22 protein-coding genes and 2 tRNA genes are annotated in these 22,703 nt (G+C 66.1%); 1 reads left to right on the forward strand and 23 read right to left on the reverse strand.

All coding sequences use genetic code 11. The features are described 5' to 3' along the window. Positions 1 to 18 precede the first annotated feature (18 nt). The 9 genes from metE to AC1DRE_RS02855 form a co-directional block, all read right to left on the reverse strand. The gene (metE, locus tag AC1DRE_RS02815) at positions 19 to 2,364 is read right to left on the reverse strand and encodes a 5-methyltetrahydropteroyltriglutamate--homocysteine S-methyltransferase (protein ID WP_476983235.1); all 2,346 of its coding nucleotides are present in this window, start codon (positions 2,362 to 2,364) and stop codon (positions 19 to 21) included. Between the two features lie 122 nt (positions 2,365 to 2,486). Next, positions 2,487 to 3,458 carry a methylenetetrahydrofolate reductase gene (locus tag AC1DRE_RS02820; RefSeq protein ID WP_476983236.1) on the reverse strand — a complete coding sequence of 324 codons (972 nt, stop codon included), beginning with the start codon at positions 3,456 to 3,458 and terminating at the stop codon, positions 2,487 to 2,489. 409 nt (positions 3,459 to 3,867) lie between these two features. Then, a complete protein-coding gene (locus tag AC1DRE_RS02825) occupies positions 3,868 to 4,761 on the reverse strand; it encodes a CPBP family glutamic-type intramembrane protease (RefSeq protein WP_476983237.1) in 894 nt (297 codons plus the stop codon). 142 nt (positions 4,762 to 4,903) lie between these two features. Then, complete coding sequence (locus AC1DRE_RS02830) at positions 4,904 to 5,632, reverse strand: hypothetical protein (RefSeq protein ID WP_476983238.1); 729 nt, start codon at positions 5,630 to 5,632, stop codon at positions 4,904 to 4,906. Positions 5,633 to 5,691: 59 nt separating this feature from the next. After that, complete coding sequence (locus AC1DRE_RS02835) at positions 5,692 to 6,702, reverse strand: VWA domain-containing protein (RefSeq protein WP_476983239.1); 1,011 nt, start codon at positions 6,700 to 6,702, stop codon at positions 5,692 to 5,694. Then, the gene (locus tag AC1DRE_RS02840; RefSeq protein WP_476983240.1) at positions 6,699 to 7,712 is read right to left on the reverse strand and encodes a vWA domain-containing protein; all 1,014 of its coding nucleotides are present in this window, start codon (positions 7,710 to 7,712) and stop codon (positions 6,699 to 6,701) included. The genes AC1DRE_RS02835 and AC1DRE_RS02840 overlap by 4 nt, the downstream gene beginning before the upstream one ends. Continuing rightward, on the reverse strand, positions 7,703 to 8,188 hold the full coding sequence (locus tag AC1DRE_RS02845; RefSeq protein WP_476983241.1) for a hypothetical protein: 486 nt from the start codon (positions 8,186 to 8,188) through the stop codon (positions 7,703 to 7,705). Before AC1DRE_RS02845 ends, AC1DRE_RS02840 begins: the two co-directional genes overlap by 10 nt. Next, on the reverse strand, positions 8,178 to 9,101 hold the full coding sequence (locus tag AC1DRE_RS02850) for a DUF58 domain-containing protein (RefSeq protein WP_476983242.1): 924 nt from the start codon (positions 9,099 to 9,101) through the stop codon (positions 8,178 to 8,180). Before AC1DRE_RS02850 ends, AC1DRE_RS02845 begins: the two co-directional genes overlap by 11 nt. 10 nt (positions 9,102 to 9,111) lie before the next feature. Beyond that, positions 9,112 to 10,119 carry an AAA family ATPase gene (locus tag AC1DRE_RS02855; protein WP_476983243.1) on the reverse strand — a complete coding sequence of 336 codons (1,008 nt, stop codon included), beginning with the start codon at positions 10,117 to 10,119 and terminating at the stop codon, positions 9,112 to 9,114. A 161-nt stretch (positions 10,120 to 10,280) separates the two neighbouring features. Between AC1DRE_RS02855 and AC1DRE_RS02860 the strand changes: the two genes are divergently transcribed. Further along, positions 10,281 to 10,484, forward strand: coding sequence for a hypothetical protein (locus tag AC1DRE_RS02860; RefSeq protein ID WP_476983244.1), 204 nt, complete (start codon positions 10,281 to 10,283; stop codon positions 10,482 to 10,484). 9 nt (positions 10,485 to 10,493) lie between these two features. Here the strand turns inward: AC1DRE_RS02860 and AC1DRE_RS02865 are convergent, their stop codons facing one another. The 14 genes from AC1DRE_RS02865 to AC1DRE_RS02930 form a co-directional block, all read right to left on the reverse strand. Further along, positions 10,494 to 11,369, reverse strand: coding sequence for a carbohydrate ABC transporter permease (locus tag AC1DRE_RS02865; protein ID WP_476983245.1), 876 nt, complete (start codon positions 11,367 to 11,369; stop codon positions 10,494 to 10,496). Further along, positions 11,366 to 12,247 (reverse strand): carbohydrate ABC transporter permease, encoded by an 882-nt coding sequence (locus AC1DRE_RS02870; protein ID WP_476983246.1) that lies wholly within the window; start codon positions 12,245 to 12,247, stop codon positions 11,366 to 11,368. Before AC1DRE_RS02870 ends, AC1DRE_RS02865 begins: the two co-directional genes overlap by 4 nt. Before the next feature lie 3 nt (positions 12,248 to 12,250). Further along, positions 12,251 to 13,651 (reverse strand): extracellular solute-binding protein, encoded by a 1,401-nt coding sequence (locus AC1DRE_RS02875; protein WP_476983247.1) that lies wholly within the window; start codon positions 13,649 to 13,651, stop codon positions 12,251 to 12,253. Positions 13,652 to 13,766: 115 nt separating this feature from the next. Further along, entirely contained in the window at positions 13,767 to 14,969 is a 1,203-nt protein-coding gene (locus AC1DRE_RS02880) for an ROK family transcriptional regulator (protein ID WP_476983248.1), read from the reverse strand. Between the two features lie 205 nt (positions 14,970 to 15,174). Next, the gene (locus tag AC1DRE_RS02885; protein WP_476983249.1) at positions 15,175 to 16,317 is read right to left on the reverse strand and encodes a class I SAM-dependent methyltransferase; all 1,143 of its coding nucleotides are present in this window, start codon (positions 16,315 to 16,317) and stop codon (positions 15,175 to 15,177) included. A gap of 112 nt (positions 16,318 to 16,429) precedes the next feature. Next, positions 16,430 to 17,554 carry an NAD(P)-binding domain-containing protein gene (locus AC1DRE_RS02890; protein ID WP_476983250.1) on the reverse strand — a complete coding sequence of 375 codons (1,125 nt, stop codon included), beginning with the start codon at positions 17,552 to 17,554 and terminating at the stop codon, positions 16,430 to 16,432. 8 nt (positions 17,555 to 17,562) lie between these two features. Further along, positions 17,563 to 17,913 (reverse strand): zinc ribbon domain-containing protein YjdM, encoded by a 351-nt coding sequence (locus AC1DRE_RS02895; RefSeq protein ID WP_476983251.1) that lies wholly within the window; start codon positions 17,911 to 17,913, stop codon positions 17,563 to 17,565. A gap of 91 nt (positions 17,914 to 18,004) precedes the next feature. Beyond that, positions 18,005 to 18,080 (reverse strand) — tRNA-Ala (locus tag AC1DRE_RS02900). 186 nt (positions 18,081 to 18,266) lie between these two features. Then, positions 18,267 to 18,339: transfer RNA gene (locus tag AC1DRE_RS02905), tRNA-Ala, on the reverse strand. A 139-nt stretch (positions 18,340 to 18,478) separates the two neighbouring features. Next, positions 18,479 to 18,880: a ribosome silencing factor gene (gene rsfS / locus AC1DRE_RS02910; protein WP_104173103.1), complete on the reverse strand. Its 402-nt coding sequence runs from the start codon at positions 18,878 to 18,880 to the stop codon at positions 18,479 to 18,481. A 105-nt stretch (positions 18,881 to 18,985) separates the two neighbouring features. Then, positions 18,986 to 20,359, reverse strand: coding sequence for a hypothetical protein (locus AC1DRE_RS02915; RefSeq protein ID WP_476983252.1), 1,374 nt, complete (start codon positions 20,357 to 20,359; stop codon positions 18,986 to 18,988). Positions 20,360 to 20,366: 7 nt separating this feature from the next. Further along, entirely contained in the window at positions 20,367 to 20,984 is a 618-nt protein-coding gene (nadD, locus tag AC1DRE_RS02920) for a nicotinate-nucleotide adenylyltransferase (RefSeq protein WP_104173200.1), read from the reverse strand. 55 nt (positions 20,985 to 21,039) lie between these two features. Then, the gene (locus AC1DRE_RS02925) at positions 21,040 to 21,264 is read right to left on the reverse strand and encodes a hypothetical protein (protein ID WP_214955410.1); all 225 of its coding nucleotides are present in this window, start codon (positions 21,262 to 21,264) and stop codon (positions 21,040 to 21,042) included. Positions 21,265 to 21,344: 80 nt separating this feature from the next. Then, positions 21,345 to 22,694, reverse strand: coding sequence for a glutamate-5-semialdehyde dehydrogenase (locus AC1DRE_RS02930; RefSeq protein WP_476983253.1), 1,350 nt, complete (start codon positions 22,692 to 22,694; stop codon positions 21,345 to 21,347). Positions 22,695 to 22,703: the final 9 nt, after the last annotated feature.

Genomic DNA, 22,703 nt, shown 5'->3' on the forward strand with positions numbered 1-22,703 from the left:
TTGGCTACCTGGCTGCTACTACTTGGCTGCTTCGAGCAGTTCGGCACGGACCGTCTTGGTGGCTGCGACGAGGTTGCGCAGGGACTCTTCGGTCTCGGCGTAGCCGCGGGTCTTCAGGCCGCAGTCCGGGTTGACCCAGAGCTGGCGGGACGGGACGTGCTTCACAGCGGTGCTGAGCAGCTCGGTGACTTCCTGCTCACCCGGGACGCGCGGCGAGTGGATGTCGTAGACGCCCGGGCCAACGCCGCGGCCGAAGCCGTGGGACTCGAGGTCGTGGACAACCTCCATGCGTGAACGTGCGGCCTCGATGGAGGTGACGTCCGCGTCCAGTCCGTCGATGGCGTCGATGATAGCGCCGAACTCGGAGTAGCACAGGTGGGTGTGGATCTGGGTGGCGTCGGCAGCACCGGCGGTGGCCAGGCGGAACGAGTTCACGGACCAGTCCAGGTAGGAGGCCTGGTCGGCCTTGCGCAGGGGAAGGAGCTCGCGCAGGGCGGGCTCGTCCACCTGGATGACCTTGATGCCGGCGGCTTCGAGGTCGGCGATTTCGTCGCGGAGGGCCAGGCCCACCTGGTTGGCGGTCTCGCCCAGCGGCTGGTCGTCGCGGACGAAGGACCAGGCCAGGATGGTGACCGGACCGGTCAGCATGCCCTTCATCGGCTTGCTGGTCAGCGACTGGGCGTACTCGGCCCAGGCCACCGTGATGGGGGCGCTGCGGGTGACGTCGCCCCAGAGGATGGACGGGCGGGTGCAGCGTGAGCCGTAGGACTGGACCCAGCCGTGCACCGTGACGTCGAAGCCTTCCAGGTTCTCGGCGAAGTACTGGACCATGTCGTTGCGCTCGGGCTCGCCGTGCACCAGGACGTCGTAGCCGAGCTCTTCCTGCAGCTCCACAACGCGCTTGATCTCGTCCTTCATGAGCTGCTCGTACTGCTCATTGGTGAGGTCGCCCTTGTTGTTGCGGGCACGGGCCGAACGGATTTCGGAGGTCTGCGGGAAGGAGCCGATGGTGGTGGTGGGCAGCGGCGGCAGGTGCAGGGCCTCTTCCTGGGCGGCTTCGCGGACCGAGTATTCGGAGCGGCTGAAGTCGGCCGGCGTCAGGGCCGCGGTGCGGGCACGGACGTCGGCGCGCTGGACGCCCTCGGCGGCGGCGCGGTTGGCGATGATGCGGGTGGCTTCATCGATGGCCGGCTGCACGGCGGCAGCGTCGGTGAGCAGGCCGGCGAGGGTGACAACCTCAACAGCCTTCTGGTCGGCGAAGGCCAGCCAGCTGCGGAGCTGCTCGGACAGCTGTGCCTCTTCCGCGACGTCGTGCGGGACGTGCTGGGTGGAGGTGGACGTGCTGATGGCCAGCTTGGCCACGGACTTCTTCAGTTCGGCGATCTTGTCCGCCGAGGCCTGCAGGTCGTTGCGCCAGATGTTGTGGCCGTCCACGACGCCGGCAACCAGGGTCTTGCTGCCCAGTGCGGCGAGTGCTGCTGCGGAGGGGACGGCGCCCTTGAAGACGTCGATGTGCAGGGCGTCGATGTTGGTGGCGGCGAGGGTGCCCAGCTGGCCGTTCAGTGCGCCGTACGGGGTGGAGACAAAAAGCTGCGGGCGGTTGGCTGCAGCGGACAGGACCTCGTAGGAGCGTGCCGCCGCGGCCTGGATCTCTTCGGCGGAGGTGTCCTGGTCAACCACCAGGGCGGGCTCGTCCAGCTGGACCCAGCTGGCGCCGGCGGCGGCGAGCTTTTCCAGCAGCGCGGTGTAGACCGGCAGGACGTCCTCGAGGCGGGACAGCGGGCTGAAGCCGGCCGGGGCGTCGTCGGAAGCCTTGCTCAGGAGCAGGAAGGTGACCGGGCCGACGATGTACGGGCGGGTCTCCACACCGTTGGCGAGGGCGTATTCGAACTCTTCAACGATCCGGTTGGAGGCCAGCGCGAAGTTGGTTTCCGGGCCGATTTCCGGCACCAGGTAGTGGTAGTTGGTGTCGAACCACTTGGTCATTTCCAGCGGCTGCTGGTCCTTGTTGCCGCGGGCCAGGGTGAAGTAGCCGTCGATGTCCAGCTGTCCCTCAGCGTTGAGGAGGTTGCCGAAACGGGCCGGCACGGCGCCGAGGTGGGCGGCGGCGTCGAGCACCTGGTCGTAGAAGGAGAAGGTGCCGGGTACGGCTGCGGCTTCGGTGAGGCCCAGGCCCTGCAGGCGCTTCGCGGTGCCCAGCTGGATTTCCTTGGCGGCGGCGTCAAGCGCGGCGGCGTCGATCTTGCCTGCCCAGTAGGCTTCGACGGCCTTCTTCAGTTCGCGGCGGCGGCCGATGCGCGGGTAGCCCAGGATCGAGGCGGACGGGAACGGAGTGGCCACGGCCGGGGTGTTCTGCTCAGTCATGTGAAAATTCCTTGAATGTGTCGGTGAAAATCAGGGGTGTTTGGTGCTGCAGGTGCTACCTGCGCGGCGCTAACTGCTTGGTGCTAGCTGCTTGGTGCTAAGGGGATCGGGCGGGGTGGCTCTCAGCTCGCCATTTCCTGGTGGCGGCGGGCAATGGCACTGAGCCTGCTCGCCGGACGGGCGGGCCGCGGCAGTGCCAGTTTGTCCAGGACTTCCAGCGCGCACGCATGTTCGTTGAAGGTGTACAGGTGGATTCCCGGTGCTCCGGCGTCCAGGGCAGCGTTGGCCAGATCCACCGTGGCGCGTACGCCGATCAGCCGGCGTTCGGTGTCGCTGTCCGCGGCGGCCAGCCGTGCCATCAGTTCCGGAGCGGGTTCGACGCCGGTGAGCTCACCCAGGCGGGTTAGCCGGCGGACGCTGGTCAGTGGCATGACGCCCGGGATGATCGGAATCGTGACCCCCGCCCGGCGTGCCCTCGTGATGAGGTCGGCGTACTGCTCGGTCTGGAAAAACACCTGGGTGATGGCGAAGTCGGCACCGGAGCGCTGCTTGGCCAGCAGCACCTCGACGTCGTGGGCCTCAGTGGGTGATTCCGGATGCCGGGTGGGGTACGCGGCCACGCCGACCGCCACTTTGCCGGCGCACAATAGGGCCGAACGGCGCTGTTCCACGCGGCGGATCAGTTCGATGAGGTCCTGGGCGTAGCGCAGGGAGCCGACGACGGGGGTCCCGCCGTCCTTGGGCTGGTCACCGCGAAGCGCCAGGATGCCCCGGACGCCGACGTCGAGCAGTTCACCGATGATTTCGGACAGCTCCTGCGGCGTGTTGCCCACGCAGGTCAGGTGTGCGAGCGGGCGGAGCGTCGTCTCCAGCAGGAGCCGGTTGATGAGTTCGACGGCGGTGTCCCGGTTGGAGCCGCTCGCGCCGTAGGTCACGGATACATAGTCCGGATCCGTGGATTCCAGCTCGCGGATCGTAGTCCAGAGCGACTCGGCGGCAGCCGGGGAACGCGGCGGGAACAGCTCATAGGAGAGCGCCACCGGAGCAGTGTCGGAGAGATTCGGGTGTGTGTCAATAAGGCTAGGTGGAGACATTTGCGTCCTTGGCTTTGAGCCATTGGCGGCAGCTGCGCCTTAGTCCATGGGACCTCGGAATCGCCGAACCGTCAATGAATTTGAGTTTGGGGAACACGGAGTGAACTTCGGCAGGGCGCAGCCGCGACTGTTACGCCTGACAAGAAGTTCTCCGTGAGCAAATGTCAGGCCCACATGGGGGCACCCACACCCTCCTGGCGGCCGCTGAGCGGCGCATCCAATGCGGAGGATCGCTGACACGTTACGTCGGTAACTTGTATATGACTCTAGGGCCCGCCTCCGGAGCGTTCAAGCTGGCCGCCGAATTAAGACGCACCTTTACGTCCTGTTGCGTCACAGCACAGAACATTGTTCGCCCAAAGCCCCGAATCGACCAGCGCCCGGAAGCCCTGCCCGGCTGACCGCGGTTTCAAGCCTCCCGCCGGGCCGCCTTCTGGAGCCGTCGGCGCCCCCACCACACTGCAGCGACCATCAGTCCCAGGACATCGGCGAATCCCAGGATCGCCTCCCATGGAAGTTCTATGTCCCCGCTGTTGAGGTTGTTGAAAAAGGACCCTAGGGGTGTAAGCAGCGGCCACAGAACAAGGACGTTCCGGACCAGCGCAAAGGCCACGGCGTACACAACGCCAAGCCCGAACAGGAAGGGCATTCCTTCCGCGCCCATCCCGTAGCCAACATGATAAGCGGCGTAGAGGGCCGCCGCCAGCGCGATGCCGGGGACCTGGCCGAAGCTCGCGGTGAGGCGCGTCTGGACGAAACCCCGGAAGAAGATTGTCTCGAATGCGCCGACAGTCAACGACATAACGAGCAGCGGCACCCAGTCCACGGGCGCCGGCAGGGTGTAGCCAAAGAGGGTGATTGCGAATTGGATGGCAGACAGAACAAGTCCCAGGATGACAGCCGCCTTCCAGTTCCCCAGCCACAGCCCCACATCGGACAATGGCCGGCGGCGTCGCACCGTGTAGAGCACCGGCCCTGCGACTCCCAGGACAAGCCCGGCGCCGAAGCAAAGGAAGAGGCCGAGGACATTGGCAACGGTGAACATCGTAAATGCAAGGCGGAAGAGCCCGACGACCGCGAGGTAAAGCACCGCGACGACGGCGAGATCCAGCTTGTCGACTCTTTTCCGCCGGTTCCCCCGGCGGCGGACACCGGGACCTGCCAGGACGGCCAGCAGAAGCGCTGAAGCCGGGATCACCAACCCAAATACGGTCAGGTCCAGGACCGCCAGCGACAGCATCGCCGCAACGAGCCACGACGCCCACACCCACGTAAGCCCGTCTTCAGTTTTTGCAATCCTCATGAGGAGCCGCCGCTCTCTTGTTCCGCCTCCCCCCGTCATTAGCTTGGTACGCGTCCGTCGTTGGCGCTAGGGGATTTGGTCGCAGTCTGCCGGCGTGGGCGCCCGGACTACCAGCGGGAATTCACGGACTACCTGCAGCAAGTCACCAGGGTTTTTCGGCCCCGGTTTCGGAGTCGGCGCCGTTCAGGTATTCGTCCCTTTGCCTGCCGTCGTTCCGCTCCCGCTGCGCGGACTTGGCGGACTCCCCGAGCTTGTCCAACTGGCTCTGCTGCGGTTCGGGGTCGGGCTGCGGCTGCTCGTCGGCGCCGTCGCCGGGTTCCGCTGCCGGGCTTCCAAGCTTGTCCGCTTTGGCCTGCAGCCGCTCTTCGGCTTCCCGCAGGCGGTCGCCTTCGCCGTCAGCTCCGGTGGCGTTGCCCTGGCTTCCGTCCGGGCTAAAGCACCCGGGCGGGGCTGCCTTGACCACGGCCAGGCCGTCGTCATAAAGTTTCGCGGCTTCCGTGCCGCCATCGGCCGGCCCGGCCGTCTCCGCGGTACGGTCCGCCAGCCGTTCGATGCTCAGGACCAGGTTGACGCGCACCTTGCACTCGTCGGCCGGTGTGGCATCGGCGAGGGATGCCTCGAAAAGGGTGCGGGCGCCGGCATAGTCCCCGCTCAGCACCAGGGCATCGCCGGCGGCAAAGGGCGCCTTGTGCCGTTCCACGAAATTCGCGATTCCCAGCCCGGAGGCCGCCGAAGCAACGGAAGCCTGGTCGCCGCTGCCGAATGCCCCCGCAGCCTGGCCGCCCAGGTAGCCGACGCTCAACAGCTTGACGGCGAGCGCCGCGGCAAGCAGCACGGGCACAGCGGATGCAAGCAGCAGGCGGCGCCGCAAGTGTCTTCCCTGATCTGGCTTTCCGGGATTCGGTGTGGTTGGCGGGAACTGATCGCTGTTCATGGGCGGGCCGCCTTTTCCGCCGGCCTAAGCTGCCTCAGCTGGCGGAGCACCCTAAGGCTCTCCCACAGGGCAAGGACGAACGCGGCCAGCGCCGGCGCCCAGTAGAGTTCCACCCGGCCTTCGAGGGACTCCGACGTTTCCTTCAGTGCCCCGGGCCTGGCCGCCTGCATCATCGGGGCCACTTCATCCCCTGCCGCGCGGTGCACATACGGCACACCGAGCTGTGCTGCGATCCCCCTCAGCATGTCCTCGTCGATTCGGGACACGGCGTCCCCGGCGCTTCCGCCGCTGCGGTCCTGGATGTAGTCGGTGCCCGCGGCGGATGAATAGTTGGTCTTCTCCTTCATCCGGCCGCCCTGCGCGGTGCCGTAACCGAGCACTGCGCCGCCGTTCACCAGCGATGCATCCGCGCGCATCGGCTCCGGTGCCTTGACGCTGGTCTGCTCGCCGTCGCCGAGGTAGTACACAATCCGGGCCCGCTCAGGGTGGCTGTCCCGTGTTGCCTTCAGCCGTTCGTTAAGCAGGGTCCGGGCCACCGTTACGCTGCTGCCCGTGGAATACACGGTGACCTGGGGATCCAGGACACCGGTCAGGGTGTCGAGGGCGGAGGCGTCCGTGGTCAGCGGCATCCGGACAACGGCCTGGGAGTCGAACGTGATCATGGAGAACCTGGCTCCGGCGAGCTCACCGGCTATGGCCATGATGTCCTTCCGGACGCCGTCGAGCCTGGGGCTGCCGTTTCCGTAGTCCTCAGCTGCGATGCTGCTGGTGGTGTCCACGACAAAAAAGACATTCACGTCGGCTGCGGCGGCCCGGACGCTCCCGCCGGGCACACCAGGCCGGAGCGCCGCCAACAAAAGCAGAAGCACGAGTCCCGCCGGCAGCAACGCGCTGCGGAGTCCCGCACGGCCGGGCCGGCGTCGGACGGCCGCCCACGCCAGGACAACGGCGGCGGCGAGAATCACCGGAACCATGACCCACCAGGGCCAGATCGGCTGAAAGGTCATGGCCTGAGCCTCCAGGACGCCCCGGCCAGCACCAAACCGGACACCAAGGCGATTCCCAGCGGAATCTCGGCGCGGTCCGCCACGGCGGCCTGCGGGGCGCCCTTGAACGCGGTGGCCTCCGTGGCCTGGACCTTGCGGATGATGTCCTGGACCGCTTCCGGACTGTCCAGCGGGTAGTACGCCCCGCCCGTCCCTTCCGCTGCCGTCCGCAGCTGGGCGCCGGGCTGGGCCGGGTCCGTCCCATAGTCGAAGTCTCCGGGGTTGAGGGCGTACATGCGGACGTCCTTCTTCTTGGCCAGCGCCGCCGCTTCCTCGAGGGTGAAGATGGGATCACCCGAGACGAAGTTGTCGGTGGCCAGGATGACCGACCGCGACCGTTCCTGTGTGCCGCCGGCTCCGGCCTGCCCGCCCTCATCGGCCGCCGGGAAGCCCTGCACGCACGAAGCCAACCCGTCACCGATCAGCGAGGATCCGGCGCCGTTCCAGGTGCCGTCCAGGAAACCGGCGCTTCCGGGTGCTCCGTCGAATGCTTCCTTGGCAACCTGAAGCTGTTCCTTCACGAAGTCATAGTCATCAGTCAGCGGGAACACCTGTACCGCGCTGCTGTCGAAGACGGTCAGGCCCAGCCGTTCGCCGTCGAATCCCTGGGCCAGCCGGGCGAAGACTTCCACCACTGCCGCGTCGGCGCTGCTCATGGATCCCGACGCGTCCAGGCACAGGATGATGTCGCGGTTGCGCTGCTCGGGGCTGACCGTGTTTCGCTCGGCCGGCCGTGCCGCCGAAACCACTGCCGCCGCCATCAGCACTCCCCCGGCGACCGCGGCAACAGTGAGCCAGCGGCGGTGGCGCCTCAAAGCGGCCTGGTACTCCGGCAGTTCGGTGAGCCGGTGGCTGTGGGCCACGGGCAGCCGGAGGGAACCGTGGCTCCGGTCCCGCTTCCGGGCCACCCAGTACGTTCCCACGGCAACCAGGAGGGCCGCCGGAATCATCCACCAGAAAATCAGTTCCACGCCCGGACCACCTCCCGGGCCGTTTCCGCCGCGGCCGCGACAGAGTCGCGTGGTTCAGTGTCCCGGGGATCGGGGCCGAATTCCTCCGGATAAAGGCTGCTGATGGCCATCGCGGCCGCCGGAATGCCCTGCCGGTTGAGCTCCGCCAGGGTCATCCGCGGAGCGTCGATCCCGGCAATGTCGCGGACAAAGCTCCTGATGAGCATGCTCAGCTCCTGGTGGGAGGCGCGCGCCGACACCCGGCCGGCGGCCGCGTCGACGGCCACGGCATCGATGCGGCGCAGGTACTCCTGCTTGAGGCCGGACGGATCCGACGGCGGCCGGGAGGGGACGGCGGGCACCGTGCCCGGCCGGTGCCGGGTGCTCAGGAAGACGAAGGCCAGCCAGGCGGCCACGAGGAACAGCAGGCCCAGCCCGGCCCACGTCAACCACGCGCTGTACGTCAGCGGGGCATAGAAACCGGGATCATTTTCCACGGCGGTGCCGTTCCAGCAGGGTAAACACGGCTGGCATCACATCATGGCTGCTGCCGGCGTGGACGTGGGCAATGCCCAGCCGCCGCAGCACGGCCTCCCGGGCCGCATCGCGCTGTTCCTGCGCAGCCGCATAGGAACGGATGACAGCCTCCGATGCCGCCAGCCGGCCGGGGAGGAGGCGGGAGTCCGCCACGTCGTAGCGGTCGGCGGGTTGGGTGGCGGCCGCCTGTATCCCGCCGGCATGTAACCTGCCCGGGCCGGCTGCGGCCAGCTGCGCGTCCCGCACTGTCAGCCAAAGGACCTCGTGTTGGGCCCGGAGCCGGCGAAGCAGCCGCTCCATGGCGGCATCGGGGACAATTTCGTCCGCCACGACAAAGAGCAGCATGCGCTGCCCGTAGTTGCGTGCCACATAGGAAAGCTGTTCGCCGATGCTGCTGCGGGGCGACGTCAGCCCCGTGTCGCCGTCGACGGCGCGCAGGAGCCTTTCGAGGTGGGCTTCGCCGGCCTTTGCGGGCAAGGACCGGGAGCCCTCAGCGTCACCGCAGACCAGGCCCACGACGTCGCCGTGGCGCTGGGCAAGGTAGCCCACCACGCCCAGGGCCATCACGGCAATGTCCTTCTTCTCCTCGCCGCCGAGCGCGGCGGCGGCCATGTTGCGGCCGGTATCCGTGATCAGCAGCAAAGTCTGCCGCCGCACGGCAACATAACGTTTGATGAGCGGGGAGCCGTGCCGGGCGGACGCTTTCCAGTCGATATCGCGGACTTCGTCTCCGGGGATGTAGGCCCGGAGGTCGTCAAAGTCCAGGCTGCGGCCTTTGAAGACGGAACCGTATTCGCCGTCGAGCATTCCCCGGGCCTTGCGGTGGGCGAAGATCGACATCTTCGATTTCACCCGGGTCAGGAGGCTGGACATAGGGGCGCGCTCAGGGGGTCTGGACGGACGCCACGATGGCATCGATGACGGTCTCGACGGGAACCTGCTCCGCCACCGCCTCGAAGCCAAGGATGATCCTGTGCCGGAGCACGCGGTGGGCCAGTGACTTCACGTCCTCGGGGATCACGTGGTCGCGGCCGTTCAGGAGGGCCACTGCGCGGGCGGCCTGGCTGAAGGCAATACTGGCGCGGGGGCTGGCACCGAATTCGATGAAACCAGCCAGGCGGGCGTCGATGTACTGGGCGGCGTTGCGGGTGACGAACACCAGCCCCACGATGTACCTGACAATCGCCGGGTCGATGTAGATGCGCTTGACCAGTTCCTGCACTTCCGAGACCGCGTCAAGCGACGCGGCGGCGGCAGGGCGCTGTTCGTCGGTGAAGACGCCGGAATCGATCCGGCGGATGATTTCGGCCTCTTCAGCCGGTGTGGGGTAGTCCAGGACGTCTTTGAGCATAAAGCGGTCCATCTGGGCCTCGGGAAGCAGGTAGGTTCCCTCCTGCTCGATGGGGTTCTGGGTGGCCAGCACCAGGAACGGCGTCGGCAGCCGGTGCACCACTCCCCCGATGGACGTCTGCCGCTCCTGCATCGCTTCGAGCATGGCGCTCTGCGTTTTGGCGCTGGAGCGGTTGATCTCGTCCAGGAGCACGATGTTGGCGTGGACCGGACCCAGCTGGGTGACGAATGTCCCCTTGGCCGCGTCGTAGATCTGCGTGCCGACGATGTCGCTGGGCAACAGGTCCGGGGTGCACTGGATCCTGCGGAACTCTGCGCTGACGGCGTCCGCCACGGTCTGTGCCGCGGTGGTCTTCGCCAGCCCGGGGACGCTTTCCAGCAGGATGTGGCCGCCCGTCATGAGCCCCACCAGCAGTGATTCACGTAGCCTGGCCTGCCCCACGACCTTCGCATCGAAGCTGCGCGAGATATTGGCCATGACCTGCTGTGCCCGGGCCAGTTCCGCCGCTTCGATCCGGACGGCGGCCGTAGTCTGAAGCACTGAAGAGTCCCCCTGGTTGCTGTTCATGACCGGCGGCTGCTGCTGCCAGGTTGCCGGCGGTCGCAATCGTCCGCCACCGGCCATCCTATCCAAGCCGTGGCCGGCAGTTTCCACAATGGGGAGCCCTCCCCATGTGGGCCGGGCGGTACTATCCTGATGGGATGATTCAGCTTCCAGCCAGTTACCAGGAGTATCTCGCCGACAAGAGCGAGAGTTTCATCAATACCGTCCGGCCGATCCTCATGCAGTCGGCGGCCGAAAAGATGCACGGCGTCAGGGTCCTTTACAACCCCGGCCCCACCGGCCACCAGGCACACCTGGACGACACCATCCCGTTCGGAACTGTGGTCGAAGACATCGACTGACGGGGAGGCTCAGCCCTTCATCGCCCCGGACAGCGCAAACGATCCGCTGGCCCCGCGCGCCACCAGTGCGTAGAGGACCAGGACGGGTACCGAATAGAGGATCGAAAACGCGGCCAGTTGGCCGTAGGCGATGGCGCCGTGCTGTCCGAAGAAGCTGAAGATCGAAACGGACGCGGGTTGCTTGGACGGGGACAGCAGCAGCACGAAGGGCACAAAGAAGTTGCCCCAGGTCTGGATGAAAACAAAGATGAACACCACCCCCAGGCCCTGGCGCATGAGCGGCAGCACTACTGTGCGCAGCGCCGTGAGCCCGGACGCGCCGTCCACCCACGCGGCTTCCTCCAGCGAAACAGGCACCGTGTCCATGAAATTCTTGGTCATCCAGATGGCCATGGGCAGGGCGGTTGCCGCCATGAAGAAAACCGTGGCAGGCATGGAATCCAGCAGCCGCAGCTGGACGAACAGGCCATAGACGGGCACCATGATGGCCGTCACCGGCAGGCAGGTGCCGCACAGGATTGAATACAGGAACGGCCGGTTGAACCTGGACTCGAATCGGGAAAGCGGGTATGCCGCCAGCACGGCCGCCACCAGGGTGACCGTTGCCGTCCCGCCGGAGAGCAGCAGGCTGTTCCAGAGGGGCCTGATCAGAAGCTCCGGAGTGAGCACGGCCGCAAAGTTGGTGAGCGAGGCACTGGCCGGCAGCTGTGTCTCGTACCCGGCTTTGGTGTCCAGCGAGGCGAAAACCAGCCACAGCAGCGGCAGCACGAAGCAGGCACCGATCAGCAGCAGGGCAGCGTCTGCCGGGGTGCGGGCGGAGCGCCGCCCCGGCGAGGTCACGCCCCCGTGCGTTGCCCGACGGGCGGCCCGTTCCGCCGTCGTCATCGTCTGTCCCCCTTGAGCAGCCGGACGTAGGCGATCCCGAACACCAAGCCAAGGACAATGAGCACCGAGGCGATGGCGGTGCCGTAGCCGATGTCGCCGAACTTGAACGCTTCCTGGTAGGCCAGGACCGGCAGGGTGGTGCTGGCGTTGGACGGTCCACCGGCCGTCATCACCCAGATCAGGGTGAAGACGGCCAGGGTCTGCAGCGTGACGAGCATCAGGTTGGTGGCGATGCTGGATCTGATCAGCGGCAGCGTGATGAACACCAGGCGCTGCCAGCCCGCCGCCCCGTCCATCAGGGCGGCCTCCGAGATCTCACGGGGCACGTCGGCGAGGGCCGCCCGGTACACCAGCATGGAGAATGCGGTGCCTCGCCAGATGTTGGCCAGCACCACGGCCACCATGGGGAACGCATACAGCCAGTCGGCACCGGCCAGGCCCGCACCGGCCAGCAGCTGGTTCAGGGTCCCGTCCCTGCTGAAATAGGCGTAGGCGGCGAAGGCCGCAACAATCTCGGGAAGCACCCAGGCCGCCACCACGGCTGTTCCCACCACGGCGGACACGCTTTTCCGGGCGCGCGCCATCAGCCCGGCAATAAGGAGTCCCAGCAGGTTCTGGCCCACGATCGCAGACGCTACGACGAAAACTATCGTCAGGACCACCGAGGCCGGGAACGCGGCGTCGGTGAGCAGACGGGTGTAATTCTCGAGGCCGGTCCAGGCCGGATTCCTGGCGTTGCGCCCGGTCAGGGCCGCGTTGGTGAAGGACGCGTGGAAGGACCACAGGACGGGCGCCGCCAGGAAAAGGAGGATCAGCAGGACGGAAGGCACAACCGGCAGCAGCCGGAGCTGCCGCCGGACGGATTTTCGAGCAGGCATGCGCTACTTCTGCAGGACCTTGGCTTCACCCACCTGGTCCCTGACTGTCTTGTCGTACTGCTCGGCCGCCTCCTGCGGCGAGAGGGTGCCGGTGATCACGGCTTCGGTCGCTACCTGCACCGCGGCCGAGATCCGAGGATAGTCGGCGGTGGCAGGCCGGTAGTGGGTGACGGACACCAGCTCTGACACGTCCTTCACGAACGGGTTGGCCGCCAGGTAGTCCGGTTCGGAAGCCACGTCCGTGCGGACCGCGATCTGGGAACTGGCCACGGTGAACGACAGCGAGTTCTTCTTGTTCATGGCCTCGGTGAGGAACTTGAACGCCAGGTCCGGATTCTTGGAGTCCGCCCCGACGGCCAGGGTCCAGCCGCCGGACATGCTGACGCCGCCCGGTTCCTGGCCCCGCTGCGTGGGGAACCTGGCAACGCCCATGTCCTCCGCGTAGCCGGCCCACTCGTAGCTGCCGCCCTTCTGCCAGAACGACGGCGTGTAGGACCCTTCCACCGTGGCCCCCATTTTGCCCTGCGGCAGCCATTCACCGAAGACTTTCTTCCAGACGTTGGCATCAAGCGCCTCGGCCGGCGCGACAGCCAGCTTCTCGTCGTAAAGGGTTTTCAGGAACGCCAGCGAATCCGTGAATCCCTGCGAGCCAACCACCCATTTCTTCTCCTGCTGGTCGTACAGTTCGCTGCCCGTACCGTAGAGCAGCTCGTAGAAGCTCTGCATCACAGTGCCTTCACCGGTGGCTTTGCCGGCGTACATATTGAACGGGACGAGTTCCGGGTCCGCGGCCTTCATTTTGCGTGCAGCATCGAGGATGTCGTCCCAGGACCGGGGCTGCCATGGAACGGCAATGCCGGCCTTCTGCAGGACCTTCTTGTTGTACCAGATGGCCCGGGTGTCGGTTCCGAGGGGCACGGCGTAGATGCCGCCGTCGTCTCCGGTGCCTGCAGCTTTGGCGGCTTCGTTGAACGTCTTCCAGTCGTCCCACTTCTCGAGGTAGCTGTCCAGTTTCAGGAGGTATCCGGCGTCGACGTCGGACCTCACTTTGAACGTGTCCTCGTAAAAGACGTCCGGGGCGGTCTCTGCCGATCTCAGGGCCAGCGCAAGCTTCGTGCCGTAGTCGTCGTCATTGGCCTCGATGGGCTGCAGCTCAACGGTGGTCCCCTGGTTGGCGGCTTCGAAGTCCTTCTTGGCGTCCTTGAACAAGGTGTCGAGGGCGGAAAACGAATCCGTTTTTTGGTAGACGATTTTCAGGGTCCGGTTTTCGGCGGCCGGCTGTTGCGCGGAACAGGCCGCCGTTGCCAGCAGGGCTGCCGCGGACAACAGCGCGGCCACTAATTTGGCAGCACCCGCTTTGGCGGGGCCTTTTTTGGCAGGATCTATTTTGGCAGGGCGATGCATGACGCTCCGATCTTCGAGCGGCTGCAGCCCCCAATAACCTCCAGCTGGCCCCAGCCTTTAGCCGATATGCAATTTCAGGTTAGTGCTGCCCGCTGTCCCGCAGCTCGGGCCAGCCTCAGCCTTCCAGCAGAAGCCGCTGTGCGCGCGGGGCCAGCGTATGCTCGAGCACCAGGCAGGCCGCGCCGACGGCACCTACGTCCTCTCCCACGCCTGTGCCGACAACTTCGACGCCATGGATCTTGCGGGCCGCGCTGTTCTCCGCCAGCAGCTGCGGAACGCGGTCCAGGTACCTCTGCGAGAGGAGAGTCCAGAACGGGCCTCCGAACACCACCCGTTCGACGTCAAGGGTGTTGGTGACGACGGCGACGGCCCGGGCCACGAGGACGGCGGACTGGTCAATAATCTCCCCGGCCTTGCTGTTGCCGGCGTCAGCTGCCTCACACAGTTTCGCGAAGCTCTCCTGGACCGCCGGGGCGCCGGAGGGGTGGCGCTCAACTTCCAGGACGCCGGCCGCTTCGGCCTGCGCCACGAGGACCTGCGGAATGCACGACGACTTCACGCATCCCCTCAGTCCGCAGTCGCAGGGCGCGCCGTCCGGGTCCACAATGATGTGCCCTATTTCGCCGGCATTCCCCGAGGTGCCGCGCACGACTTCGTCGTTCAGGACGATGCCGCAACCGATGCCTGTGCCCATGTACATAAAGACGAAACTGCCCGAGCCGCTGGGACCGCCCGCCCAGGTTTCGGCGACCGCGGCGCTGGTGACGTCCTTGTCCACCAGGGTGGACAGGCCGGTGGCCTCCGCCAAGGCGTCGCGCAACGGCACGCGGTCCCAGCCGAGCAACAGCGGCGGATCCACAACTGTGCCCTCTTCCAGGTTGATAGGGCCCGGAGCTGCGACGCCGAGACCGGCAATCTTGTCCGGGTCGACGCCGGAGGCGGCCACAAGGTCCTTGATCTCGGCGGCAATGGTGGCGATGATCCCGTCGGGGTCGCTGGCGCCGGGGGTATTGATCCGTGAGTGCCTGACGACGGCCCCCACAAGGTCGAGCACCACGAAGGTGGTGACGGCAGGATCGAGGTGCACGCCAACGGCGTACATTCCCGCAGGGTTCAGCCGGAGGATGGTGCGCGGCTTGCCGGGCCCGCTCCCTTCCTTGCCGGCTTCGACGATCAGGTTCTGGTCGAGCAGGCGCCGGGAGATGTTGGAAATCGTCTGCGGGGAAAGGCCAACGATCTGGGCGAGTTCCACGCGGCTGAGGCCGCCGGAGGACCGCCGGATGGCGTCCAGAATCACCGTGAGATTGAAGTCCCCCATGCGGGGCAAATTTGTTCCGCGCCTCGGCGATGGCGTGCGGATCTCAGTCACGGATTCCCCTAAACTTCTTCGGTTATGCACTACTGATGCTTGAATCGTACGTTACCTGCGGTCGTGGCGGTACGCTCACACGCTGACTTCTGGCACGGCGGTTTCCGCCCTGCGGCGGACCGTCTGCCGGCCCGCATCCGCGGCGCCGGCAGCGTTATGGGAGCGGACTGCGCGCCGTGCTGACCGCAACCGTGAACTTGGCGTTCCGGCCCGCGACGCGGGTGGGGCCGACAAACCGTTCCAGGGCAGGCAAATACTGCAGGTGGCTGTTGTATACAGTCCAGAGTTCCCCGCCCGGTGCCAGTACCCTGCCGGCGGCACGGAACATCTTGAGCCCCGCCCCTGCATGGACGCTGGCGCCCAGGTGAAAGGGCGGATTCAACAGAATGAGCCCGGCACTTCCGTCCGGCAGCGAATCCATGGCGTCGTCCTGGAGGACAGTGATCTGGCCCTCCAGTCCGTTGGCCTCCGAAGTTGCCCGGGCAGAGTCGACGGCGGCCGCCGACTGGTCCGTGGCAGTGACCTTGGAGCCCGGATGGCTTCTGGCATACATGGCGGCCAATATGCCGGTCCCGCACCCCAGATCCACCACGCCCCCAGCCGACGGCATATCGGGCAGGAACCCCAGCAGGAACCGTGTCCCGATATCGAGCTTGGTGCCGGCGAACACCGCACCGCGCGCGCAGACGGTGAGGCCCAGCTCGCTGTTGGTGTCAGCGACCGGAAACGGCGGCGGGCCGGTCACAGGCCTGGGGTCCCGGGCGATGAGGACCCTTGATTTCTGCCGGGCCAGCTGTGGCTGGACGTCGTTGAAGTGGCGCAGCAGGACCGTGTTCATACCCAGGCTCATGTGCTTGATCCGGCCGCCCGCCAGCAGGACCGTGTGCGGTGCCGCGTAGCGGGCTACGGCGTCGGCCACTTCCTCCAGCTCCGCGAGCGTTTTGGGCAGCTGCAGCAACACGACGTCCGCGCCGTCGAACAGGGCCGCATCGAGCGGTCGCTGGTCAACACCGGCGTCGATGTTGAGGGCCGCGGCATTGTTCCGGAGGGCCCGCTCCCCCGTGATGAGGTCCTGGTGGACCCGTACGTTCCTGACGCCGCACGTGGCCAGCGCCCCCAGTGTGAGGGCTCCGTAGCGGTCACCGACCACCGCTACGCGGCTGTCCGGGGTCAGCAGTTCCGACGCTGTTTCGAGCAGGAGCCTGTCTGTTGCGTCCCAGGCCTGCAGGTTCGGGGCTTCAACATCCGGGAACCGGCGCAGGCCCGAGAGGACCGAGTCCAAGCTGTTTTCCGCCACGTGCAAGCTGCCGCCTTCTCTGTCCATCGTCGATCCGCTCACCGGGAAGATTTACCGGGCGGAAAGCTACCCAGTAAAACCTACCGTGAAACGGCCCCGTCCGCGGCCCGCGTCACCCCTGCCCCGCCGCGGCTGCCAGCATCCCCAGGATGCCGGCCACAGCCGCCCGGCCTGCGCGGTTGGCGCCGATGGTGGACGACGACGGCCCGTAGCCGACAAGGTGAACGCGTTCCTCTGCTGCCACCTGGGTTCCGTTCATGGCGATTCCGCCGCCGGGGCCGCGGAGGTGCAGCGGGGCCAGGTGTTCCAGCTCGGCCCGGAATCCGGTGGCCCAAAGAATGGCATCCGCCGCCAGGAAGCCCCCGTCGGCCAGCCGGACTCCGCGGGGTTCGATTCCGGTAAACATCGGGCGCCGGTCCAGGGCGCCCCGCGCTGCGGCGGCCCGCAGGGAGGGGGTCCAGATCAGACCGGTCACGGAAACCACGCTCTGTGGAGGCAGTCCCTGCCGTACACGCTCTTCAACGAGGGCGACGGCGTCGTGTCCCGCCTTCTGATCAAATTCGGCGTCGCGCCATACCGGCTCCCGGCGGGTGAACCAGCTTGTGGACGTCACCTGGGATATTTCGTCAAGCAGGCCGACGGCGGAAATACCGCCGCCCACCACAATCACGTGCTGCCCGCGGAACTCCTCGGCAGCCACGTAGTCGGCCACGTGCAGCTGCTTCCCCCGGAACGTGGACTGCCCGGGGTAGATCGGCCAAAACGGCCTGGTCCAGGTGCCGGTGGCGTTGATGACTGCCCGCGCCGACCAACTTCCGGCCGAAGTTTCGATCCGTAGCCGCCCCGAAGGACGGTTGTCCTCGCGGGATACGGAGCGGACTTTCACCGGCCGGACAATGTTCAGGCCGAGTCCGTCCTCGTAGTCCCCGAAATAGCGTGAGAGAAAGCCTGAACTGGGTTCGGCCGGGTCAACCGACGGCTTGGGAATGCCCGGCAGGTCGCTGATCCCGTTCACAGTGGCCATCCGCAGGCTCTGCCAGCGGTGGCGCCATGCACCGCCCGGCCCGGCTTCGGCGTCCAGCACGACATACGAAGGGGGCGCTTCCTCCGGGGCGGGAGCCCGTAGAAAGCCACGCCGCTGCAAGTGATAGGCAGCTGATAGGCCGGCCTGGCCGGCACCGATCACCACTACATCCGCGGTCTGCAGTTCCGTTGCCCGGGCGTCAGTGATTTCCAATCCCTGCCCTAGACCTTCTTGACCACACTGGACTTGAGCTGCATGGGTCCGACGCCGTCCACTTTGCAGTCGATGTCGTGGTCACCGACGCCGTCCATCAGCCGGATGCCGCGAACCTTCGTCCCGACTTTGATGACAGTGGAGCTTCCCTTGATCTTGAGGTCTTTGATCACGGTCACCGTGTCACCGTCGGCGAGCACATTGCCTACCGCGTCCTTGATCACCGCTTCCGCAAGAGCTTCAGGTTCTGCGGCCGCGGCGGACCACTCGTGGGCGCACTCGGGGCAGACCAGCAGCGCACCCATTTCATATGTGTACTCGCTGGAGCATGCAGGGCAAGGGGGAAGAGTGTCGTTCACGGTCCCATTTTAGTCGAGCGTGCTCCGGCCAAAGGCCGGGCTGCTTAAACAGCAGAAGCCGCCCGATCGGGCGGCTTCTGCTGTGTGAATCTGGTGGAGCTGAGGGGACTCGAACCCCTGACCCCCTGCATGCCATGCAGGTGCGCTACCAGCTGCGCCACAGCCCCAAACTCTTGTTTCTTTCGGATCGATCTCCGTAAGCAACTTGATTATCTTAAACCACAATCGTGTAAGACGCCAATTCGGCAGAGGCGTTGGTGGCCGGCACCCCGGCTCACCATCCGTACCGGCACGAGTGGTTAGTGAAAACAAGAAAGTCCGCCGGAATCTTTTGATTCCGGCGGACCGTTCGGTGGAGCTGAGGGGACTCGAACCCCTGACCCCCTGCATGCCATGCAGGTGCGCTACCAGCTGCGCCACAGCCCCGAATTTTCATTGCTCCGGCACCTTCAGCTTTCGCTGCCGGGCCCGGCTCTTCGTCCGGATCTCTCCGAAGCAACTCAAATATCTTAGAACAGCCGTTCCGAAAATTCCAAATCGGGCATATTCGGGCGGCAGGTTCCGCTTATTCGCTGTCTGAGGAGACAGCAGCCTTGGCCGACGTGTCGTCGCCGAGCTGGAGGTCCACGACGGGGCAGTCCTTCCACAGTCGCTCAAGGGCGTAGAAAACGCGGTCCTCCTCATGCTGGACGTGGATGACGACGTCGGAGTAGTCCAGCAGGACCCAGCGTCCGCCGGAGCGGCCCTCGCGGCGAACAGGACGCAGGTCCTGCTTGCCCAGTTCCTCTTCGATCCCGTCAACGATGGCGTTGACCTGGCGCTCACTGGGCGCCGAGGCGATCAGGAAGACGTCGGCAAGGGCAAGCCGCTCACTGACGTCCAGGGCAACGATGTCCTGGGCTATCTTGTCCGCAGCAGCGCGCGCTGCTACGCGGGCTGTGGCGATGGATGTTTGGGTTGCAGTCACGGGACTCCTTGTAGTGGTTTAAAGCTATGTATGTTCCGACGCCCGTGGTGTCTACCCCGGATGACGGGAGAACAGCAGCGTTGGCGACGCGCCGGGACGTTTGGATCAGGGCGCCAGGCCGCTGATGATCATGGTGACGCCGGCGATCAGCGCAACAATCCCCAACGCGAGGACACCCAACTGCAGCAGACGGACACGGTGCGCCCTGCCGAGGCCGGCGGTGACGGCGTCCAGCGGTTCAAGGCCGTAGGCAGCGTTGGCGGGCACACGTGGCCTGTCCACGAAATTCTCGCCGGATTCCGCAGCCCAGGGCTCGCCGGACGCCGATGCTCCAATCTGCATTGCCGCAGGATCAGTTGCTGCCTGCGCTGCCGCCTCGGCGCGCGCAAGCACGCCGGCCCGGCCCGTTACCGGCCTGGCATTCCGCTGCCTCGACGGTCCGGATTTGCGTGATCCCTTGGTACTTGGCGGCTGCAACCTGGGGCCGGGGTTGGTGACTACCGGCACATAAGAGGTGGCGGGCTTTTTCATCACCGGCCGGTCAATCCCCGGGACCTTCTCGAACTCCAGGGGCGTCACCATCGCAAGGTTGCTCACAGCTGACGGCTCGGTCTTCGGATGCGCGGGCTGGCTGGCCTGCTCGGCCAGCTTCTGCTTGGCCATGGCCCGTTTGTTCAGGACGGCGGCGCGCTCGGCCAGGGCGATCTGTTCGGCGAGGATTTCCGGGTCCACCGCTTCAGGATCGTTCGCCGCGATGTGCTCCATCTTGGCGATCTGGTTCCTGGCCTGTTCGGCGAGGAGGGAACGTGCTGCGAGAGCCTGCTCAACGGTCATTCCATCAGGAAGCCGGCTGTCCGGGTTGGCTTGCGGCACGTTGGCCAGCGGCGGACCGGACTGTTGCCGTCCGGCCGGAGGGGTTTCCGCTTGCGGCGATGCCTGTGGCGGCCGGGCCGGCTGAACGATCCGCTGGGCGGACGTGCGGGCAGGCGGAACGATGGGGTTGGCAGCCGTGGCCGGTGCAGCCTCGGCTTGAAGCTGCTGGAGGCGAAGCTGGCGGCGAGTCGGCGGACCGCCGCCGGACAGCCGTTCTTCCTTCTCTGCCAGTTCCTTGATGGTCCGCAGGGCAGCACGGTCCCGTGCCCTGCTCTGTGAGGACCGCTCGGACCCGGTCGACGGTCGGACTGAATCCACCGGGCCGGGTGCCACGCGCCGGATTCGGCCGGTTCCGGCGTCCGAACCGTTTTCGCCGGACCGTGCTTCTGGTCCGGACTGCGTCTGCGGCGCAGGCGGCGTCGCCGGACCGGGTTTGTGCGGGGCATCGCCGCGGACAGGAGCCGGCGTCACATTGACGGGCTCTTTTGAGGCAGGGGGAACCGGACGCGGAGCCGAAGGCCCCGCATCCTGGCGTGATTCCGCGCGCTCATCTCTGGCCTGTCGCAATTCACGACGGCTGCGGAGGGGAGGCTGTTCCTGGCTCATCTAAAACTCACTCGGTACTGGCTGGTTCGTGTAACTCGGTAAGTGCAGCGCTGCTGTCCGGGTCGGGCTGCCCGGCGTACAGGCCGTATTTCGCAATATACTGGACCACCCCGTCGGGCACGAGGTACCAGACAGGGTTGCCTGCCGCGACCCGGGCCCTGCAATCCGTGGAAGAGATCGCCATGGCGGGCACTTCCAACAGGCTGACGTCCTTCCGACCCATCCCGTCAAGGACGTGCCCCGGACGGGTCACACCGACAAAATGCGCCAGCGACCACAGTTCGTCAATGTTCTTCCAGGACAGAATCTGCGCCATGGCATCCGCACCGGTGATGAAGAAAAGGTCCGCATCCGGCCGTTGCGTCCGCAGGTCCCTCAGGGTGTCGATGGTGTACGTCGGACCGGGACGGTCCACATCCACACGGCTGACCGTAAAACGCGGATTGGAGGCTGTGGCGATCACCGTCATGAGATAGCGGTGCTCGGGCTCACTGACCTGCTTGTGCGTCTTTTGCCACGGCTGGCCGGTGGGGACAAAGACCACCTCGTCAAGGCCGAACTTCGCCGCAACTTCGCTGGCCGCCACCAGGTGGCCGTGATGAATGGGATCAAATGTGCCACCCATCACACCCAAACGCAGGCGGCGCTTGGCGCCGCGCCGCTTCAGGACGGTAGTGATGTTAGTGGCCTTGGCCGTGATCGTGCTTGTTCGGGTGCTGGCGGTGCGGGTCTGAGTGCTCCTCGACGGCTTCGTGCCGGTTACCCAGGTTGCTGTAGGACAGCGTCACGAACATCAGGATGAGCATGATCGTAAAGATCGATACACCGAAGACCCACGGTTCGGCCCACAGCGGAGCCAGTTCTTCATGTTCGGCGACGGACGCGCCAACCTGCTGCAGCAGCATTTTCTCCCCTAAAGAGTTCACACAATGAGGACGGCGGTACTTCCCGCCGTTCCGGACTTCTGTTCCATGTTACAGCGTTGCTAGCTGCGGATCTGGCCCTCGCCCTGGACTATCCACTTGGTGGTAGTCAGTTCGGTCAGCCCCATGGGGCCGCGTGCGTGGAGCTTCTGGGTGGAAATGCCCACCTCGGCGCCCAGCCCCAGTTCGCCGCCGTCCGTGAACCTGGTGGAAGCATTGACGATGACCGCCGCGGAGTCGATTTCCGAAATGAAGCGCTCCGCGTTTGCCAGGTCGTTGGTGATGATGGCCTCAGTGTGGCCGGTCGACCAGCGGCGGATGTGCTTCACTGCCTCGTCGAGGTTGTCCACCATGGCAACGGCGAGGTCCAGGTCCATGTACTCGGTGGCCCAGTCCTCATCGGTGGCGGGAACGGTTTCCACGGACGCGGGCAACGCGGCGCGTACGCGGGCGTCGGCATGGAGCGTGACTCCGGCCTTCCGAAGTGCCGCGGCGACGGCGGGAAGCACGGTTGACCCGGAGTGCACCAGGAGGGTCTCCACCGTGTTGCAGACGCTGGGCCGATGGGTCTTGGCGTTGAGGAGGATGTCCACCGCCATCTCTTCACTGGCGGATTTGTCAATGAAGATATGGACGTTGCCCTCGCCCGTCTCGATGACCGGCACGGCCGAATTGTTGACGACAGTCTGGATCAGGTCCCTGCCGCCGCGGGGAATCAGGACGTCCACCCGGCCGCGTGCCCGCATCAGGACGTTGGCGCCTTCACGGCCGAACTGGTCAACGGTCTGGACGGCATCTGCCGGCAGGCCGACCGAAGCGAGTGCATCGCGGAGGACCCTGATGAGGGCCTCATTGGTGGCTGACGCGGCGGTACCGCCCCGCAGGATCACCGCGTTGCCGCTCTTCAGCGCCAGCCCGGCGATATCCACCGTTACGTTGGGACGTGCTTCGTAAATGGCAGCAACCACGCCCATGGGAACGTTGATCTGGCGCAGGCGCAGGCCGTTGGGCAGCGTCTGGCCGCGGACCACGTTTCCCACCGGGTCCGGCAGACCGGCGAGGTTCTCCAGTGCGGCGGACAGTGCCTCAATCCGCGTCTCATTCAGGGTCAGGCGGTCAAGCAGCGCGGCGGACGTTCCGTTGGCACGGCCGGCCTCTACATCCTTGGCGTTGGCGGCGAGGATTTGGGTCCTGCTGTCGAGTAGGGCCTTGCCGATGGCGCGGAGGCCCTTGTCCTTCCAGGCACGGTTTGCGCGCGCCATACTGCGGGCAGCGTGGCGGGACCGGTCGGCGATGGAATGTACGGCGGCCTCGACGTCAGCCGGCGACAGCTGGGCATTTTCCGGCGTGGGAGATACCTCCGTGGAGTCGTTGGATTTCTCAGCGGCTTGGTGAATCAGTGCCTCAGTCATCATTCAAGT

Source organism: Arthrobacter sp. P4_H3, from assembly GCF_056400885.1.